Annotated in this window: 13 protein-coding genes; 3 read left to right on the top strand and 10 right to left on the bottom strand. The window is 71.5% G+C overall.

Going from position 1 to position 18,586, the window contains the following annotated elements; translation table 11 throughout:
- The first annotated feature begins 536 nt into the window (after positions 1–536).
- Positions 537–1,316 carry a transcriptional repressor LexA gene (gene lexA / locus AB0A61_RS22935; protein WP_361295084.1) on the top strand — a complete coding sequence of 260 codons (780 nt, stop codon included), beginning with the start codon at positions 537–539 and terminating at the stop codon, positions 1,314–1,316.
- A gap of 140 nt (positions 1,317–1,456) precedes the next feature.
- Here lexA and AB0A61_RS22930 read toward each other — a convergent pair whose 3' ends face one another.
- The 5 genes from AB0A61_RS22930 to AB0A61_RS22910 all read right to left on the bottom strand — a co-directional run bounded on the left by AB0A61_RS22930 (position 1,457) and on the right by AB0A61_RS22910 (position 9,040).
- Complete coding sequence (locus AB0A61_RS22930) at positions 1,457–3,433, bottom strand: ATP-dependent DNA helicase (protein ID WP_361295082.1); 1,977 nt, start codon at positions 3,431–3,433, stop codon at positions 1,457–1,459.
- A gap of 102 nt (positions 3,434–3,535) precedes the next feature.
- A complete protein-coding gene (locus tag AB0A61_RS22925; protein ID WP_361295080.1) occupies positions 3,536–4,321 on the bottom strand; it encodes a GNAT family N-acetyltransferase in 786 nt (261 codons plus the stop codon).
- Positions 4,322–4,554: 233 nt separating this feature from the next.
- Positions 4,555–6,432, bottom strand: a complete 1,878-nt coding sequence (locus tag AB0A61_RS22920) for an IucA/IucC family protein (protein WP_361295332.1) — start codon at positions 6,430–6,432, stop codon at positions 4,555–4,557.
- Between the two features lie 237 nt (positions 6,433–6,669).
- Complete coding sequence (locus tag AB0A61_RS22915) at positions 6,670–8,196, bottom strand: diaminobutyrate--2-oxoglutarate transaminase family protein (protein WP_361295077.1); 1,527 nt, start codon at positions 8,194–8,196, stop codon at positions 6,670–6,672.
- A gap of 211 nt (positions 8,197–8,407) precedes the next feature.
- Entirely contained in the window at positions 8,408–9,040 is a 633-nt protein-coding gene (locus tag AB0A61_RS22910) for a DUF1345 domain-containing protein (protein ID WP_361295075.1), read from the bottom strand.
- A gap of 101 nt (positions 9,041–9,141) precedes the next feature.
- Here AB0A61_RS22910 and AB0A61_RS22905 point away from each other — a divergent pair, with 101 nt between their 5' ends.
- Both AB0A61_RS22905 and AB0A61_RS22900 read left to right on the top strand, forming a co-directional pair.
- Entirely contained in the window at positions 9,142–9,519 is a 378-nt protein-coding gene (locus tag AB0A61_RS22905) for a hotdog domain-containing protein (RefSeq protein WP_361295072.1), read from the top strand.
- Positions 9,520–9,762: 243 nt separating this feature from the next.
- A complete protein-coding gene (locus tag AB0A61_RS22900; protein WP_361295069.1) occupies positions 9,763–10,992 on the top strand; it encodes a hypothetical protein in 1,230 nt (409 codons plus the stop codon).
- Positions 10,993–11,108: 116 nt separating this feature from the next.
- Here AB0A61_RS22900 and hflX read toward each other — a convergent pair whose 3' ends face one another.
- The 5 genes from hflX to AB0A61_RS22875 form a co-directional block, all read right to left on the bottom strand.
- On the bottom strand, positions 11,109–12,599 hold the full coding sequence (gene hflX, locus AB0A61_RS22895) for a GTPase HflX (protein WP_361295066.1): 1,491 nt from the start codon (positions 12,597–12,599) through the stop codon (positions 11,109–11,111).
- Between the two features lie 180 nt (positions 12,600–12,779).
- Positions 12,780–14,342 (bottom strand): M1 family metallopeptidase, encoded by a 1,563-nt coding sequence (locus tag AB0A61_RS22890; RefSeq protein WP_361295064.1) that lies wholly within the window; start codon positions 14,340–14,342, stop codon positions 12,780–12,782.
- Positions 14,343–14,420: 78 nt separating this feature from the next.
- Entirely contained in the window at positions 14,421–16,706 is a 2,286-nt protein-coding gene (locus tag AB0A61_RS22885) for an HD domain-containing protein (protein WP_361295061.1), read from the bottom strand.
- A 301-nt stretch (positions 16,707–17,007) separates the two neighbouring features.
- Positions 17,008–17,877, bottom strand: a complete 870-nt coding sequence (gene dapF, locus AB0A61_RS22880; protein WP_361295058.1) for a diaminopimelate epimerase — start codon at positions 17,875–17,877, stop codon at positions 17,008–17,010.
- Between the two features lie 122 nt (positions 17,878–17,999).
- Positions 18,000–18,497 carry a hypothetical protein gene (locus AB0A61_RS22875; protein ID WP_361295329.1) on the bottom strand — a complete coding sequence of 166 codons (498 nt, stop codon included), beginning with the start codon at positions 18,495–18,497 and terminating at the stop codon, positions 18,000–18,002.
- Positions 18,498–18,586 lie beyond the last annotated feature (89 nt).

Below are 18,586 nucleotides of genomic sequence, written 5' to 3'. Positions count from 1 at the left end.
CTCAATAGCCTCGTTGGGCCTCATGAGCCCCGCGAAGCAGCCCCAAGCATAGGCGATGATCGGCGGGCTGAAGACCCGGGGGACCACAACTACTGGGCTGCTGTAGTCATCCAACCACTACATGTGGGGATTGGCTCGTACATCGACCCGCATGGACGCGTGTCGCAGAGGCGCGCATGCGACAAGTGCCCGCACAGGCGCAGGAAACACGCGGCCGCACGGCCGTATCGCCACGCCTCTTACGGAGATACCGTGGGCGCCGCACGGAGGACCGGTGGGACTCCCGGGCAGATGGGGACCGGTACTCGGTTGACACGATGCCGGATGGCAGACTGGGGCGCGACCCACGAGGCCGTCACCCGGCGGTGAAGAGTACAACAATGATCCCTTTTGTCCGCCAGGTGCCGCGTTAGCCATACACCCAAACACATGATCAAGTCCGGCAATCCGCGTTTTTTCACTCGAACGTGTGTTTGGCGCAACCTTTCGAAAGCAACTACCGTTGTGCAGCAGGGAGACCATCGAGAGGGGCCGACGTGACCACCACCGCAGACAGTGCCATCATCACTGCCCAGGACCGCTCCCAGGGCCGACTCGAGCCGGTGCATGCGATGAACGAAGCCACGAATCCCGAGGGGCCCAAGCGCTCCCTGCCGGGCCGACCTCCAGGCATCCGCGCGGACAGCTCGGGCCTCACCGACCGGCAGCGCCGGGTGATCGAGGTCATCAGGGACTCGGTGCAGCGGCGCGGCTACCCGCCGTCCATGCGCGAGATCGGCCAGGCCGTCGGCCTCTCCAGCACCTCCTCGGTCGCGCACCAGCTGATGGCGCTCGAACGCAAGGGTTTCCTGCGCCGTGACCCGCACCGCCCGCGCGCGTACGAGGTCCGCGGCTCCGACCAGGCCGCCACGCTGCAGCCCACGGACACCGTGGGCAAGCCGGCCGCTTCGTACGTCCCGCTGGTCGGCCGGATCGCCGCCGGTGGCCCCATCCTCGCCGAGGAGTCGGTCGAGGACGTCTTCCCTCTCCCCCGGCAGCTGGTCGGCGACGGTGAGCTGTTCGTCCTGAAGGTGGTCGGCGACTCCATGATCGAGGCTGCGATCTGCGACGGCGACTGGGTGACGGTCCGCCGTCAGCAGGTCGCCGAGAACGGCGACATCGTGGCCGCGATGATCGACGGCGAGGCCACCGTCAAGCGCTTCAAGCGCGAGGACGGCCACGTCTGGCTGCTCCCGCACAACGCGGCGTACGAGCCGATCCCCGGCGACGACGCGACCATCCTCGGCAAGGTGGTGGCGGTACTGCGGCGCGTCTGACCGCCGCACGGGCGACTCCTCACCTTCGCCCCCTGACCGGGCCCCGGGACCCCTGCGCCGGTTCCGGGGCCCTGCGCTGTGCGGGTCCGCATCCGGACCACAGGTGGTCTGTCCCGGCACCGGGACAGACCACCTGGCGATCACTCCCCCTCCGCCTGCCTCGCCACCGCGTCGATCGCGGCAAGCGACCTGCGGACCTGGTTACGGTCCGTGGTGAACCAGAAGTCGGGCAGTGATGCCTTCAGATAGCCGCCGTAGCGAGCCGTGGCCAGTCGCTGGTCCAGCACGGCGACCACACCCCGGTCCCCCGACGCCCGGACAAGACGGCCGGCGCCCTGGGCCATCAACAACGCCGCATGCGTCGCGGCGACCGCCATGAAGCCGTTGCCGCCGGCGTCCTCGACGGCCTTCTGGCGGGCACTCATCAGCGGGTCGTCCGGGCGCGGGAACGGGATCTTGTCCATGACGACCAGCTGGCAGCTGGGTCCGGGAACGTCCACGCCCTGCCACAGGGACAGCGTGCCGAAGAGACAGGTCTTCGGGTCCGCCGCGAAGTTCTTGATCAGCTCGCCCAGAGTCTCCTCGCCCTGGAGCAGGATCGGGAACTCCGGGATACGGGTACGCAACTCCTCCGCGGCGAGCTGGGCACCCCGCATCGAGGAGAACAGGCCGAGCGTCCGGCCGCCCGCCGCCTGGATCAGCTCCGTCAGCTCGTCGAGCATGTCCGCGCGGTCACCGTCGCGCGCGGGGCGGGCCAGGTGCTTGGCGACATACAGGATGCCCTGCTTGCGGTAGTCGAAGGGTGAGCCGACGTCGACTCCCTTCCACTGGGGAAGGTCGTCGCCCTCCGTGCCCTCGGGGGCGAGGCCCAGCGAAGCACCGACGCCGTTGAAGTCGCCGCCGAGTTTGAGGGTGGCGGAGGTCAGAACGACGGAGCGGTCCGCGAACAGCTTCTCCCTCAGCAGCCCCGACACGGACATGGGGGCCACGCGCAGGGAGGCGCCGAAGCGGTCGTGGCGCTCGTACCAGACGACGTCCCACTCGGAACCGTTGGCGATCCGCTCCGCCACGTCGTGCACGCTCTCCACGGAGGCCAGCGCCTGCTTGCGGACCGCGTCCTCGTCCTGGACGGACTTGTCTCGGGTCGCACCGAGCGCCGAGATGACGTTGCGGGCGGCATCACGCAGTGCCAGCAGCGCGTAGCCGAGGTCCTCCGGGATCTCTTCCAGGCGGCCGGGCAGGGCGAGCTCCATCAGCCGCTCGAAGCCCTCGGCGGCGGTCTGCAACTGGTCGGCGGCCTTCTCGTTGACGAGCTTCGCCGCCCGGCGCACCGCGCGGTTCACCTGCCCGGGGGTGAGCTCACCGGTGGCGACCCCGGTCACCCGGGAGACCAGTTCATGTGCCTCGTCGACGATCAGCACCTCGTGCTGCGGCAGGACCGGCGCGCCCTCGATGGCGTCGATCGCGAGCAGCGCGTGGTTGGTGACGACGACCTCGGAGAGCTTGGCACGCTCGCGGGCCATCTCGGCGAAGCACTCGGCCCCGTAGGCACACTTCGAGGCGCCCAGGCACTCGCGGGACGAAACCGACACCTGGGCCCACGCCCGGTCGGAGACACCGGGCGTGAGGTCGTCGCGGTCCCCGCTCTCCGTCTCGTCCGCCCAGTCCCGCAGCCGCAGCAGGTCCTGGCCCAGCTTGCTGGTGGGTGCCGCCGCCTCGAACTGGTCGAACAGGCCCTCCTCCTCGTCCTGCGGTACACCCTCGTGCAAGCGGTGCAGGCAGAGATAGTTCGACCGTCCCTTGAGCATCGCGAACTCCGGGCGGCGGCGCAGCAAGGGGTGCAGGGCGTCGACCGTGCGCGGCAGATCCCGCTCCACGAGCTGGCGCTGCAGGGCCAGGGTGGCGGTGGCCACGACGACCCGCTCCCCGTGGGCAAGCGCGGGTACGAGGTAGCCGAGCGACTTTCCGGTGCCGGTGCCGGCCTGGACGAGCAGATGCGAGTTGTCGTCGATGGCGTCCGCGACGGCTTGGGCCATGGTCACCTGGCCGGGGCGCTCTGTACCGCCGACGGCAGCGACGGCGGCATGCAGGAGTTCGGGGAGTGAGGGCTTTGTCATAGCGCGACCACCCTACGGCTCGGGACTGACAAAGGGGCGATCAAGCCGGGGACCAGGGACGGGACAGCGACGCACCAAGAGCGACGCCACCGTGACTCCTGGTCACAGCAGATGGCGCAAGGACCGGTCTCGGATCATGAGGGCGGCCCGCTTGGCGGGCAGTTCGAGCTCGGCGGAGAACCGGAAGCCGGCGTTGAGGAAAGCGGCTACCGAGGGTGCGTTGCGAAGGTCGGGTTCGGCGATGACTCGGGCACAGGCAGGACGCTTGTCGAGTACGAGGTCGGCGACCGCTCGCAGCAGGGCGCTGCCCAGTCCTCGCCCGCGGTCGCCGACACTGCCGATGAGCAGATGGACACCCGTGTCGTGCGGTCGTGCCGCGTAGTGGCGGGCCAGGGGATCGAGATCGGCCCGGTAGATCTCCCAGTAGCTCATGGGCGCGCCGTCGAGCAGACCCAGGCACGGCACGCTGCGCCCGTCGCCGTGGACCTGCGCACACAGATGGGCCTCGGTGACGCTCGGCGTCCCGGCCAGATGCCAGAACTCGGCGACGGCGGGATCGTTCATCCAGCGGTGGATGACCGGCAGATCCCGATCGACGCGGACGGGGGCCAGCTGGAAGGCACCGACGGACGTGACCGTGGGGCCCCAGTCACCGATGCCGCCGAGGAGGTCGTCCGTGACGGGCGTGTCCATGCGTGACGTCTGCGCGAAGAGCGCGACGAACTGGTCGGGGAGACGCAGGTCGAGCGTGTCCTCGCTGTCGGCGCCCCCTCCGCTCGCGTCGGTGTGGGCACCGGGCTGCGGGCCCGTGTCGTTCAGGGCGGTGGTCGGCTCGGTCCCGGCAGCGGGGACGCGGCCGGCGTCGGTGCCGGCGTCGGTGGGAGGCATGGCGCGCTCCTCTCGGGAGACGGGGTGGGGCATGGTCCTCGGGGCCGAAGGGGGTGGGTGACGGTCGGGAGGAGTGAGCGGGACGGGTGACGGTCAGGACGGGGATGATCAGGAGGCGTGACGGTCAGGACGGGATGATCAGGAGGCGTGACGGTCAGGACGGGAGATGGTCAGGAGGCGTGACGGTCAGGAGGTGGTCGGTCAGGACGGCTGATGGTCGGAAGGTATGACCCTCAGAGGTTCAGGGGGTTGGTGATGGTGACGTAGACGGATTGGGTGTCGACCGGACCTACGAGTTCGTCGAGGCCGTGCAGTCGGGTCAGCAGGTTGGCCTTGCAGCGCAGGACCGGCCCGTCGAGCAGTCGGGCCGGGAGGGCGGAGCGGAGTCGGGCGGGACCGGACGCGCAGCCGCCCAGAAAGCGGCGGAAGGCGGCCAGCAGCAGCTCCTCGTCCGCGAGGCGCTGTGAGCCGAGGGCACCGATGAGACCGAACACGTTGTTGACGGCCAGGTAATAGGCGAAGCGTTCGTCGGTGACGTGGTCCGGTACGAAGGTGTCGCTGTGCTCGCCGATGCCGGGCAACCGGGCGTCCAGTTCGGCATGCCGGGACTCGCGGAAGTAGTAGCCCTGGTTGTCGCGGTAGCGGCCGCCCGCGGGCCAGCCGTCGGCGTCCAGCAGGAGCAGCGTGTTCTGCTGGTGTGCTTCCAGGGCGATCCCCGCCTCGCCGTCGAGCCAGAGCAGGGGGCGGACCACCTGTTCGAGGTAGCGCAGGAACCACTCGGCGGCGACGGCGCCTTGGGGGCGGCCGGTGCGGGAGGCAAGGCGGGTGACGACCTCGGCCAGCCGGGACCGTAGGACCGGGGAGCCATCGGGGAGGTGGCACGGCCGGGGGGCGACGAGCCCGGCGATGCAGGAGACGTCGTCCGAGGGCCGGAACGGGTTGTGCCGGATCATCACGTCCAGGCCCGGCACGGGGGCGCCGTCCGGGGTGTCGACGGCCAGCCAGGCCGGGTCGCGGACGATGTCGAAGCCGGGGTGCGCGGCCCGCCACTGCTGTGAGAGGCCGCCGCGCAACAGGCGGTGGACCTCGACTCCACGGTGCAGTTCCTTGCGGAGGTTCTCGCGGCGGGAGTTGGTGATACGCAGGCCCAGGGACAGCTTCAGCATGGCCGGAGCGCCGGAGCGGTGGACGGTTCGCACGGAGGAGGTGGGGTGCCAGGAAGGGCCGAAGGGGCCGAGGTCGCGGAGCAGTCCGTCGTCGAGCAGGGCCACGGTCTCGGCACGATGACGGACCTCGCGCAACTGCCACGGATGCAGCGGCAGGGCGGCGAATCCCTCGGGCAGCTCCAGCCCGGCTCCGGCGAGCCGGATGGTGAGCCGGTCCGCGGGGACGGGTCGGCCGCGCTCGGTCCAGGCCGAGTCGGTGGCGAGTACGGGGCGGCCGACCGCCATCCAGTGCAGGGGGAAGGAGCCTCGCAACTCCGGTGAGTACGCCCGTGCTTCGGCCTCGGACAGGCCTTCCCGGCTCTTCGGGGTCGGGTGCAGCGGATGCCCGAGCAGAAGGGCTTGCTCGGCGGTCAGGAAGACGTCGGGTCCGTCCGCGGGACGCTGCCTGCGATCGCTGAGGAAATGGGCGGTGCGGCGGACGGAGTCGGCGACCCGGGCAAGAAGATCGACGACGTCCGCACCACCGGGCGCTGTGCCGGCACCGGTTGCCTCCTGGGCGACGCCATCGGTGCGCTCTCCGGCGGGGGCCGACGCGGCGGGGGCCGTCGTCGGTGTCTCCCTGGTGAGCAGGGACGCCACCGTGAGGGCGTCGGCCGGTGGGGCGTCCTCCGGGGCATCGGCCAGGCGGGGCAGGCCGAAGCGGTGCCATCCGGTCGGGGACCAGTAGCGAACCGGGACGTGCAGCGCCGTACCGCTGGCCGGGAGGGGGATGCGGAGGGTGTCCTCGTCAGGAGCCGCGATACCGGTCTCCCGTACCCAGCAGCGCAGGAGGTTCTCCGCGGCCGCGGCCTGGGCTGCGGTGTGCGGGTCGGGGTGCTCGAGGAGGTCGGTGGTCGCGCCGTCCCACCGCTCGGCGTTCGGTGCCGTTCGTCTCGGGTGGGGCACCGTCTCGGTCGCGTCGTGGGAGCGGCCCTGGGGCGAGGGGTTGGCGTTCAAGACGGTTCCTTGCGGGTCGTACGGATCGTGGAAGACGGTTCCTTGCGGGTCGTACGGAGCGTGTGGTTGCCGGGGTCGGTGCGCGGGCGCATCGGGGCTGCGTGGGGTTGGCTGGTGCGCCGCGGGCCCGGTCGGGTCGGCCGAGCCAGTCTCCGGAACTTCGGGCCGCAGGGGCGGAGCGTGTTCCTACTGATCCCGGCCGACCGCCCGACCGGTCCGACCGCCTCGGTCGACACGGTCGGTTCGATCGTGGCTGTGGGACACCGCCTCGACCGCGTCGGCGAGGCGGTCGAGTACGGCCGACGCCTGCTCGTCGCTGATCGTCAGTGGGGGAAGGAGCCGTACGACGCCGGCGTGGCGGCCACCGAGTTCGACGATGAGGCCGCGTCGCAGGCACTCGCGCTGCACGGCGGCCGCGAGTTCCGGTGCGGCGGGGCGGGGTGCGCGGCCTCGGTCCGCCGTGGGTTCGTCCCCGCTCGTGTCCCACGGGCCCGGCACACCGGGTGCGGCCGTCCCCGATGTCCCGTCCCCGTCCACGCGGCCGTCGTCGCCCCGCTCCGGCTCGCCATGGGGGTCCACCAGTTCGAGGCCGATCATCAGGCCCCGCCCCCGCACATCGCCCAGGCACGGGAAGTCCTGGGCCAGGAGCCGTAGTTGGGAGAGCATGCGGGAGCCCAAGGTGGCCGCCCGCTCGGCGAGGCGGTTTTCGCGGACGTGGGCGAGCGTCGCGGTGCCTGCGGCCATGGCGAGTTGGTTGCCGCGGAAGGTCCCGGCGTGGGCTCCCGGTTCCCAGGCGTCGAGGTCGTCACGGTAGATCACGACCGCCAGCGGCAGGCTGCCCCCGATGGCCTTGGACAACACCATCACATCGGGTGTCACTCCGCTGTGTTCCACCGCCCAGAAGGCACCCGTGCGCCCGACGCCCGTCTGGATCTCGTCGGCGATCAGCGGGATGGACCGGTCCGCGGTGATCTGCCGGATGCGCCGCATCCAGGCGTCGGGCGCGGGGATCACGCCGCCCTCGCCCTGCACGGGTTCGAGGATCATGCCGGCGGGCTGTGGTACTCCGGACTTGGGGTCGTCCAGGAGGGACTCGGTCCAGCGTGCGGCGAGTTCGGCGCCGCGGGCGCCGCCGACGCCGAAGGGGCAGCGATAGTCCTGCGGATAGGGCAGGCGCGCCACCCTCACGTCGGAGGCGTGCCCGGACGCGGCCAGCGCTCCCGCGGTCATCCCGTGGTAGGCGCCGGCGAAGGCCAGGATGCCGGTGCGGCCGGTGGCGGCGCGGACCAGCTTGAACGCGGCCTCCACGGCGTCGGTGCCCGCCGGTCCGCAGAACTGCACCCGCGCCCGGTCCGCGAGCCCGGCGGGCAGGGTGCGGAACAGTTCGGTGATGAAGGCGTCCTTGACGGGGGTGGCGAGGTCCAGGGCGTGCAGCGGTGCGCCCGAGTCGAGGACCTTGCGGATGGCCTCGAGGACCACGGGGTGGTTGTGTCCGAGGGCGAGAGTGCCCGCGCCCGAGAGGCAGTCCAGGTAGCGGCGGCCGTCCGCGCCCTCGATGGTGAGTCCGCGGGCGCGGACCGGCACGATCGGCAGGGCGCGCGCATAAGTACGCGCCGCCGACTCGCGCGCCGTCTGGCGCCGCAGAATCCCGTCGTGCGCGGCGCGCGCCCCCGCGGACGCGCATCCCCCGGGCGCAGACTCGGTCACGGTCACGGCTCCCTGTCCTCCCGCGGTCCCAGGCGTCCCTGTCCCAAGGCGCACGCCCGCCTCGGGGCGAGTCGGTGTCCTCGGCGAAGGGGGACCTGGACGCAGGCATCAGGCCCCCCACCGCTACAACCGCGGACAGTCCACCTGGTTACGGGTTACCTCAAGATCATTACCACGACGGTGCCGTTGCCGGTCCGATCCGGCCCGGCCGCAGGTGTCAGGCGCTGACGATTCCCACGAAGAGATTGATGGCGCTGGCCAGGATGCCGGTGCCGAAGACGTAGGACAGCAGTGTGTGCCGGAGCACGATCGCGCGGATCCTGTTGCTGGAGACGTCGGTGTCGGACACCTGATAGGTCATACCGAGGTTGTAGCTGAAGTAGAGGAAATCCCGGTACGTCGGCGGGTCGTCCGAGTTGAAGTCGATTCCGCCCCCGGCCTCGTAGTACAGACAGGCGTACCGGGTGGCGTACATCAGGTGCAGCGCCGCCCAGGCCAGGAAGATCCCGCACAGCGCGGTCGCGGCCGCGACGTGGCCGGTGTCGGACTCGCCCCGCACGAGCAGCAGCACGATGGCGACCAGTGCACACAGCGCCACCGTGACCACCGCGAGCTCCTCGGTGACCGGCCGGAAGTCCTCACGTCGGGCATTGCGGTGGGTGGCCTTGGCATCCATCGGCCACAGCACGGCCCAGCCCGCCACGACGAAGATCAGCTGCGTCGCGGCGATACCGGCCAGAACGCCCAGGGCCGCGTCGGTCGGCAGTCCGACGGCCACTCCGGCCACGGCTCCCAGGACCACCGACCCGGCGAGCCGGGGCACGGCATCCAGGGGCAACCAGGTGCTCATGCGCCATCACAGTAGTCCCGTGGGCGCCGGCCGGCCCGGCGGAGCCGGACACCCCGGTCACGGTGCCGGCCTGGCTCCGCGGGCCGAGCTAGCGTGATGCGATGCGCCATGAGGTGACCGAAGCCGATACCGCGGTGGCGATGGGCAGCGGGGACGTGCCCGTGCTGGCCACCCCGCGGTTGATCGCCTGGATGGAGGCGGCGACCGTGCGGGCCGCCGCGCCGTACGCCGAAGCGGGCCGGACGACGGTGGGGACGGCCCTGCGGATCGAACACCTCCGCGCCACACGGGTCGGTGGACGCGTGGACGTCTGCGCCGAACCTCCGGTCCGCGTCGCTCGCCGCCTCACGTTTCGGGTACGGGCCGTCGACGGTTCGGGGACACTGGTCGCGGCCGGGGAGATCGACCGGGCGATCGTCGACCGGGAGCGGTTTCTCGCGGCGGCGTACGATGCGGAGCAGCCCGGCGAGACGACATGACGGACCGGCAGGGCGGACCCGACGGGACGTCAAACAGCTGGGTCCGTGGATGATTACCAGGTCAGGCGGCTTGTAGCCGAACCGTTGCCGTTCCGTCGGCAGCACCCCACAGCGAGCGCATAGTGTGTGATGCCGTTCCCGCACGCCGTGAGAACCGTATGAGCCCGGACGAGACATCGGACGAGACATGCCGGAATCGCGGCCGCATCACCAAGTTCGTTCACATCAGGGGGAGTCACCAGCATGCGACCCATACGGCCGTCCTTCACCGTTCGCCGACGAGGAGGCGCGCGCCGCACAACCTCCCCCGTTCTGGCCGCCGTTGCTCTGGCCTCGGCGCTGGCGCTGACCGCCACCGGCTGCGCCTCCGGCGACAGCAAGGCGGACGGCCAGGCCTCCGCCTCGGCGACCGCGGGCGACACCGGCGACGGCAAGATCCAGATCCCGGACGACATCCGGCAGAAGCTCAAGGAACACGGGATCGACATCGACAAGTGGAAGAACGGCGCCTGGAAGAACTGGAACAAGGACGACTGGCTGCGCGAGGCGAACGACTTCATCAACCCGATCATCAAGGGCCTGTGGAATCCGGACCGGATGCGCAAGGCCAACGACCCCGACAAGGGCGTCGACGAGAACGACATCTCCGGTGACCAGGGTGTCACCGACCCGACGCCGGCCCCGGTCACGGCACAGGCGGTGCCGCCGACGTACCACGTCAACGCGGCGACGGCGGGCAAGGTGTTCTTCGACTCGCCGGAGGGCACGATGGTCTGCTCCGCGACGGTCGTGGAGGACCCGGCCCACCCGGGCAAGTCCAACCTGGTGTGGACGGCGGGCCACTGCGTGCACGCGGGCAAGAAGGGCGGCTGGTACCGCAACATCGCCTTCGTGCCGTCGTACAACAACGCGGGCAAGAACGCGGCCCAGTTGAAGGGCGTCGCCAAGGACGAGGTCGCTCCGTACGGGGTGTGGTGGGGCGACTGGGCGCAGACCTCGCAGCAGTGGATCGAGCAGGGCGGCTCGACCGGCGGGCAGGGCGCCTCCTACGACTTCGCCGTCATCCACGTCACGCCGGAGAAGGGCGGCAACGGCAAGTCCCTGGAGGAGACGGTCGGCGCGGCGCTGCCCGTGAACTTCAACGCCCCGGCCGTGCCCAGGGTGGAGAGCATCACCGCGACCGGCTACCCGGCCGCGCCGCCGTACGACGGCCAGCGGCTGTACCAGTGCCAGGACAAGCCGGGCCGGCTGTCGATCAAGGCGTCGGACCCGACGATGTACCGCATCGGGTGCACGATGACCGGCGGTTCGTCCGGCGGCGGCTGGGTCGAGACGGGCTCGAACGGCAAGCCCGCCCTGGTCTCCAACACCTCGATCGGTCCGGTGACGGCGGGCTGGCTGGCCGGTCCGCGGCTGGGCCCGGTGGCCAAGGGCGTGTACGACTCGGTCAGCAAGAAGTTCGCCGGACACTGAGCACCAGGCGGGTACGGCGGCCGGTGAGCCCGGTATGAGAAGGGCCCGCCCCCCGGTGTCCGGGGGGCGGGCCCTTCTCATGCCTTCGCGCGGAGCGCGCGGCGCCGTGCCGTCGGTCAGAGCGCGGGGGCGGGCATGTACGGTGCCAGGTCCGCGGCCAGCTCCTCGTGCACCAGCGCCTTCAGCAGGGTGCCCTCCGCGGTGTGCTCCTCGGAGATCACCTCGCCCTCGGTGTGGGCACGGGCGACCAGCTTGCCGTGGGTGTACGGCACGAGCGCCTCGATCTGGACGGACGGCCGGGGCAGCTCGTTGTCGATCAGCGCGAGCAACTGGGCGATGCCCCGGCCGGTACGGGCCGAGACGGCGATCGAGTGCTTCTCGACCCGCAGCAGCCGCTGGAGGACCAGCGGATCGGCCGCGTCCGCCTTGTTGATCACGACGATCTCGGGCACGTCGACGGCGCCGACGTCCCTGATCACCTCGCGTACGGCGGCCAGCTGCTCCTCCGGGTCCGGGTGCGAGCCGTCCACCACGTGCAGGATCAGGTCGGAGTCGCCGACCTCCTCCATGGTGGAGCGGAACGCCTCGACCAGGTGGTGCGGCAGGTGCCGGACGAAGCCCACGGTGTCCGCCAGCGTGTACAGCCGGCCGCTCGGGGTCTCGGCCCGGCGCACGGTCGGGTCCAGGGTCGCGAACAGCGCGTTCTCGACCAGGACGCCGGCGCCGGTGAGGCGGTTGAGCAGGGAGGACTTGCCGGCGTTGGTGTAGCCCGCGATGGCGACGGACGGCACCCTGTTGCGACGCCGCTCCTGGCGCTTGATCTCGCGGCCGGTCTTCATGTCCCCGATCTCCCGGCGCATCTTCGCCATCTTCTCGCGGATCCGCCGCCGGTCCGTCTCGATCTTGGTCTCACCGGGACCGCGCGTCGCGAGGCCGCCGCTGCCGCCGCCCATCTGCCGGGACAGCGACTGACCCCAGCCGCGCAGCCTGGGCAGCATGTACTGCATCTGCGCGAGCGCGACCTGCGCCTTGCCCTCGCGGGACTTGGCGTGCTGGGCGAAGATGTCCAGGATCAGGGCCGTCCGGTCGATGACCTTGACCTTGACGACGTCCTCCAGGTGGATCAGCTGACCCGGGCTGAGTTCACCGTCGCAGATGACGGTGTCCGCGCCCGTTTCGAGGACGATGCCGCGCAGTTCGTCGGCCTTGCCGGAGCCGATGTAGGTGGCGGCGTCGGGCTTGTCGCGGCGCTGGATCACGCCGTCCAGCACGACCGCGCCCGCGGTCTCCGCGAGGGCGGCGAGCTCGGCCAGCGAGTTCTCCGCGTCCTGCACGGTTCCCGAGGTCCAGACGCCGACGAGCACGACCCGCTCCAGGCGGAGCTGTCGGTACTCGACCTCGGTGACGTCCTCGAGCTCGGTGGACAGACCCGCGACGCGGCGCAGGGCCGCGCGGTCGGAGCGGTCGAACTGGTCGCCGTCCCGCTCTCCGTCGATCTCGTGGCTCCAGGCGACGTCCTCTTCCATCAGGGCATCGGCCCGAAGACCTTCGGGATAGGTGTGCGCGAGGCGCTTGGCTGCCTTGGAAGAGGAAGAAGAGGAGGTCATTGGGTCCTTACGTCGTTGGGGAATCCGTACCGCGGCGACGGGGCTGCGATGCGGTCGGGGGGGGGCTGCCACAGCCTTCCCGTCACCTCTCACAACGCACGAGTACCCCGGGAGATTCCCGTGTCCCGTGCCGCGCCGACCTGAAGATGGTCGCACGGCACGGCCCGTCTCGTCACGGTGTTATTTCTTCCCCCTGGCCAGGGGCGGGGTGGACTTCCAGTCCGGGTGGCCGGGCATCGGCGGGGTCTTCTCGCCGTACAGCCAGGCCTGGAAGAAGCCGCCGAGGTCACGCCCGGAGACGGCCGAGGCGAGGCGCTCGAAGTCGGCCGTCGTCGCGGTGCCGTCCCGGTGCATGCGCACCCAGGCGCGCTCCAGCAGCTCGAAGGCCGGCTTGCCGATCTCCTGGCGCAGCGCGTACAGGGCGAGCGCGGCCCCGTCGTAGACGTTGGGACGGAAGATGCTGATCTTCTGGCCGGGCTTGGGCGCCTTGGGCAGCGCGGGCGGTCCGCCCGAGGCGCGCCAGCGGTCGGATGCGCCGTAGGCACTCTTCATACGGGCCTCCATGGGCTTGTGCGCCGTCTCCTCCGCGTACAGGGCCTCGTACCAGGTGGCGTGCCCCTCGTTGAGCCACAGGTCGGACCAGGTGCGCGGGCTGACGCTGTCGCCGAACCACTGGTGGGACAACTCGTGGACCATGATCGACTCGACGTACCACTTCGGGTAGGCGCGGTCGGTGAACAGGTCCTTCTCGAAGAGCGAGAGGGTCTGTGTCTCCAGTTCGAAGCCGGTGGTCGCCGAGGCCATCAGCAGGCCGTAGGTCTCGAAGGGGTACCGCCCGACCTTGTTCTCCATCCACGCGATCTGCTGCGGCGTCTTGGCGAGCCACGGTTCGAGCACCTGGCGGTCCTGGGTGGGGACCACATCGCGGACCGGCAGATGGTGCGGGCCGGTGCGGTGCAGCACGGTCGAGCGGCCGATGGAGACCTGGGCCAGTTCGGTGGCCATGGGGTGCAGGGTGCGGTACGTCCACGTGGTGGACCGCCCGTCGCTGTGGACGCCCGTGGGGAGGCCGTTGGCGACGGCGGTGTAACCGTCCGGCGCGGTGACCCGGATGGTGAACATCGCCTTGTCGGAGGGGTGGTCGTTGCAGGGGAACACCAGGTGGGCGGCGTCGGCCTGGTTGGCCATGGCCAGGCCGTCCGTGGTGCGCACCCAGCCGCTCTCCTGCCCCTCCTGGGGCACCGGGTCGCTGGTGTGGTGCACGGTGATCCGCATCCGGCTGCCCATGGGCAGCGGCTTGCCGGGGGTGATCACCAGGTCGTCACCGGCGCTGGTGAATTCCGCCGGCCGGCTGTTGACCTCGACGGAGGCGACCGTGCCGTGCGCGAAGTCGAGATTCACGCGGTTCAGCCGCGTGGTGGTCCAGGCGTCGATCGTGGTGACGGCCTGGAGCGGCTTGCCGTTGGCGCCGGGATAGCTGAAGGAGAGGTCGTACGACGACACGTCGTACCCCGGGTTGCCCAGGTACGGGAAGAGTCGGTCGCCGATGCCCAGGGGCGCGGGGGGACTGCTCGCGGCGACCAGGCAGAGCGAGGCGGTGCAGGCGAGCAGCGCCGCCTTCAGCGGGCGGCGGGCTCCGCCGCGGTCTACGGCGTCCTCGGCACCGGGCCGATGGGCGTGGGAGCAGGACGGTTCGGCACCGGAGCGGGAGGAATGGGCCTGCTTGCGAAGGGTGAGCGCCATGGACCACGGCTACCAGCGCGCACACACGCCACGGCGGCGACTCGCGCCCGGCACACCCGAACGAGGTCTTCCGGCCCGTCAGACACCCGGTTGCCGGAGCTGGGTGCGGCTCACGTCGTACACGCCGGGGACGTTGCGCATGGCCCGCATGAGGGCGGGGAGGCGGGCCGCGTCGGGGAGTTGGAGCGTGTACGTGTGGCGGACGCGCTGCTGGGTCGGCGGGGCCACGATCGCCGAGACGATCTCGACGCCTTCCAGGGCGATGGCCTCGGTGAGGTCGGCCAGCAGATGGGGGCGGCCGAACGATTCGGCGAGCAGCGTGACGCGGCACTCGGTGGTGTCGCCCCAGTGCACGCCGACCTCCGCGCGCCCCGCGCTCTTCATCCGCGAGACCGCGGCGCACTCGATGCGGTGCACGGTCACCACTCCCCCGCGGACGGCGAAGCCGGTGACCTCGTCGGGTGGCACGGGCGTACAGCAGCCCGCCAGCCGCGCGGCTGCGCGGGGACGGTCGACGACCACCACGCTCGCCGTGCCGGGGCGGGCGGCGGTCGAGCCGTCGGCCGCGCGGGCGGCCGCGGCGGGGGCGGGTTCGGGCTCCGCCCCCGGGCGGGAGGCGGAGCCCCGGGACCGGGCCGGGCCGGACCCGGTGGCCCCGGCGGAGGGTGCGCCGCCGCGCGCGGGCGCCGGACCGGCGGTCCGTCTCGCGTCCGCCGGGCCGTCGGGGCCCTCGTCCTCGGCCGGTGCCGGATGAGTCGCCAGCCACCGCTGGATGGCGATCCGGGCGGCCGGGGTGTGCGCGTGGTCCAGCCACTCCCGGGACGGCTCGGAGGCCGGGTCCTGGCCCATGAGGAGCTGGACGGTGTCGCCGTCCTTCAGGACGGTGCTCAGCGTGGCGAGGCGGCCGTTGACGCGGGCGCCGATGCACGCGTGCGCGTCCTCGCCGTACTGGGCGTAGGCGGCGTCCACGCAGGTGGCCCCCTCCGGCAGGCCCAGCGTGCCGCCGTCGGGCCGGAAGACGGTGATCTCGCGGTCCTGGGCGAGGTCCTCGCGCAGGGTGGACCAGAAGGTGTCCGGGTCGGGCGCCCCCCGCTGCCAGTCGAGGAGCCGGGAGAGCCAGCCGGGACGGGTGGGGTCCGCGCGTTCGCCGTCGGCCGGGTCGTCGGAACCGGGAGCGTACGGGTTGCCCAGCGCGACCACACCGGCCTCGGCGACCTTGTGCATCTGGTGGGTACGGATGAGGACTTCGACGACCTGGCCGTCGACGGGGGTCGCCCCGGGCGGTTCCGTGCGAGCCGGGGGCAGGGCGACGGCGGTGTGCAGCGACTGGTACAGGTTGAACTTGGGGACGGCGATGAAGTCCTTGAACTCCGAGACGACCGGGGTCAGGCAGGTGTGCAGTTCGCCGAGGACGGCGTAGCAGTCGGCGTCCTCTCCGACGAGCACCAGCAGACGGCCGAAGTCGCACCCGCGCAGCCGGCCTCGTTTGCGGGCCACCCGGTGCACGGAGACGGTGTGCCGTGGCCGGATGAGGACTTCGGCGGGGATGTCGGCCTCGCGCAGGACTCCGCGGACCTCTTCGGCGACCAAGGTCAGCGGGTCGTCGGAGCGCCGCGCGTTCTCGGCGATCAACTGGCGCGTGTGCTCGTACTCCTCGGGGTGCAGGATCGCGAAGACGAGGTCCTCCAGCTCGGTCTTGAGCGCCTGCACGCCGAGCCGTTCGGCGAGCGGAATGAGGACGTCCCGGGTCACCTTGGCGATGCGGGCCTGCTTCTCCGGCCGCATGACGCCGAGGGTGCGCATGTTGTGCAGCCGGTCGGCGAGCTTGATCGACATCACGCGGACGTCGTTGCCGGTGGCGACGAGCATCTTGCGGAAGGTCTCGGGCTCGGCGGCGGCGCCGTAGTCGACCTTCTCCAACTTCGTGACGCCGTCGACGAGGTAGCGGACCTCCTCGCCGAACTGTTCGCCGACCTGATCCAGCGTCACGTCCGTGTCCTCGACCGTGTCGTGCAGCAGGGACGCGGTCAAGGTGGTCGTCTCGGCGCCGAGTTCGGCGAGGATGAGGGTCACCGCGAGCGGATGGGTGATGTAGGGCTCGCCGCTCTTGCGCATCTGCCCGCGGTGCGAGGACTCGGCCAGGACGTAGGCGCGGCGCAGCGGTTCGAGGTCGGCGTCGGGGTAGTGGGCGCGATGCGCCTCGGCCATGTGTCCGATGGCGTCGGGCAGCCGGTCGCGCGCGCCGGGGCCGAGCAGTGCGGCCCGGCCGAGGCGGCGCAGGTCGATCCGGGGACGGGCCTTCCTGCGGGGCGCCGCGGGAGCAACAGGGCTCGGGGTCGCGGGATTCGTGGCATCCGCACTCATCGGCACCTCCGGCTGCGTGGACCGGTGGACGGGGTGCCCCAGGGCGTACGCGGCTCAGGGGATGGCGTCGGATTCCCCCGTCCGGGCCGGTGCTTGATGCTACCGAGCCCAGCAGGCCCGACCGACCGTCTCCCGCCGAGCGTGAAACGGATCACCCATTCGAGCGACCAGTAAGAGGTTTACGGTTTTCCGTCACCTGACGGGAGGTCAGCCGTGGATTCCCATCCCCGGCCGGTCTTCGCGCGTGCATGTTGCCTGCACCGCACCGCCCCGACGATGGGACGGCGGGGCGGTGCCGGGTTCAGCGAAGTGCGGTTTCCAGCCACTCCGAGTCGATCTCGCCCTCGGCGACGATCACCGCGGGACCGGTCATCTCGATCTCGCCGTCCGGCCGTTCTGTGATCACCAGCGTGCCGCCGGGCACGTCCACCGTGTACGTCGCCGGGACTCCGGTGGCGGCCGGGTCGGCGCCGTCCCGCCGGGCGGCCGCCACGGCGACGGCGCACGCGCCCGTGCCGCACGAGCGGGTCTCGCCGGAGCCGCGCTCGTGCACGCGCATCGCGACATGGCGGGGGCCGCGGTCGACCACGAACTCGACGTTCACCCCGTCCGGATAGGCGGAGGCCGGGCCGAAGGGCGGCGGGGAGAACAGGTCGCCGGCGTGCGCGAGGTCGTCGACGAAGGCCACCGCGTGCGGATTGCCCATGTTCACGTTCCGGGCCGGCCAGCTGCGCTCGCCGACGCTCACGGTGACCTCGCCCTCGGGGAGGCGGGGCCTGCCCATGCCGACGGTGACGTCCCCGTCCTTGGCGAGGTGGACCGTCTTCACGCCCCCGCGCGTGGCGATGGCGAGGTCGCCCTCGGTCACATGTCCGGCGTGCTGGAGGTAGCGCGCGAACACCCGCACGCCGTTGCCGCACATCTCGGCGATCGAGCCGTCGCCGTTGCGGTAGTCCATGAACCACTCCGCCTCGGCCGCCATCTCCTTGGCCTCCGGGTGCGCGGCCGACCGCACGACGTGCAGCACGCCGTCGCCGCCGATCCCCGCGCGCCGGTCGCACAGGGCGGCGACGGCGGCCGGAGACAGGTCGACGGCGTTCTCGGGGTCGGGGACGATCACGAAGTCGTTCTCCGTACCGTGCCCCTTGAGGAAGGCGATCCGCGTGCTCATGCCTCGATCGTACGGTGTGGGTACGACACCACGGCGATCATGCCCGCGGAGGGGCGGGGGCTGGGTCCGGGGCGGGGGCGGGTGTGCGAGGGGGCCGGTCGAGGGCTCCGGGGGCGGGGTGCTCAGCGAAGGCGGGCCACGCGCCATACCGCCAGGACCGCGACCACGGCGACGAGCAGGATGTACGCGGCGATCACCCGCCAGTCGGGGCGTCGGGCGGAGCCCCGGGGCGGGAGGCCCGGCCAGGTGTAGCCGACCCGGCGGGCGGCCATCATGCCCCAGCCGGCCGCGCAGGAGCAGATCAGCAGCCCCAGCATGGCGATCACGGCGCCGCTGTCGCCGAAGTCGAAGGCCAGCGGGAAGGCGAACATCAGGGAGCCGACCGCGGCCAGACCCACGATGGGGGCGAGCTGCCAGATGCGCAGCCGCCGCTGCGGGCGCAGTTCGACCTCGACCTCGGGCCCCGCGAACATCTCCTCCGGCTCCGGGCCGTCGGCGGTCACACCCTGCGACTCGTCGGGACCGTCGGGGCTCAGCGCACCCTCGTCCGGATCCTCGACACCGCGCTCCACGGTGCTGTGCCTGGTGTCTTGTGCGGTGTCGCGAGGGCCGGCCTCCATCGCCACGCGCCCTCCCAACTAGGACTCCATTTGGCTGATCGAAGCTCGATGATGGCACGGCACCGGAGGCCTCGATGACGGCCTGGGCG

The organism is Streptomyces sp. NPDC046197 (genome assembly GCF_040646295.1).
Taxonomy (GTDB): domain Bacteria; phylum Actinomycetota; class Actinomycetes; order Streptomycetales; family Streptomycetaceae; genus Streptomyces.
Note: the sequence above shows the minus strand (reverse complement) of the source record. Positions and strands in the feature narration are given on the sequence as shown.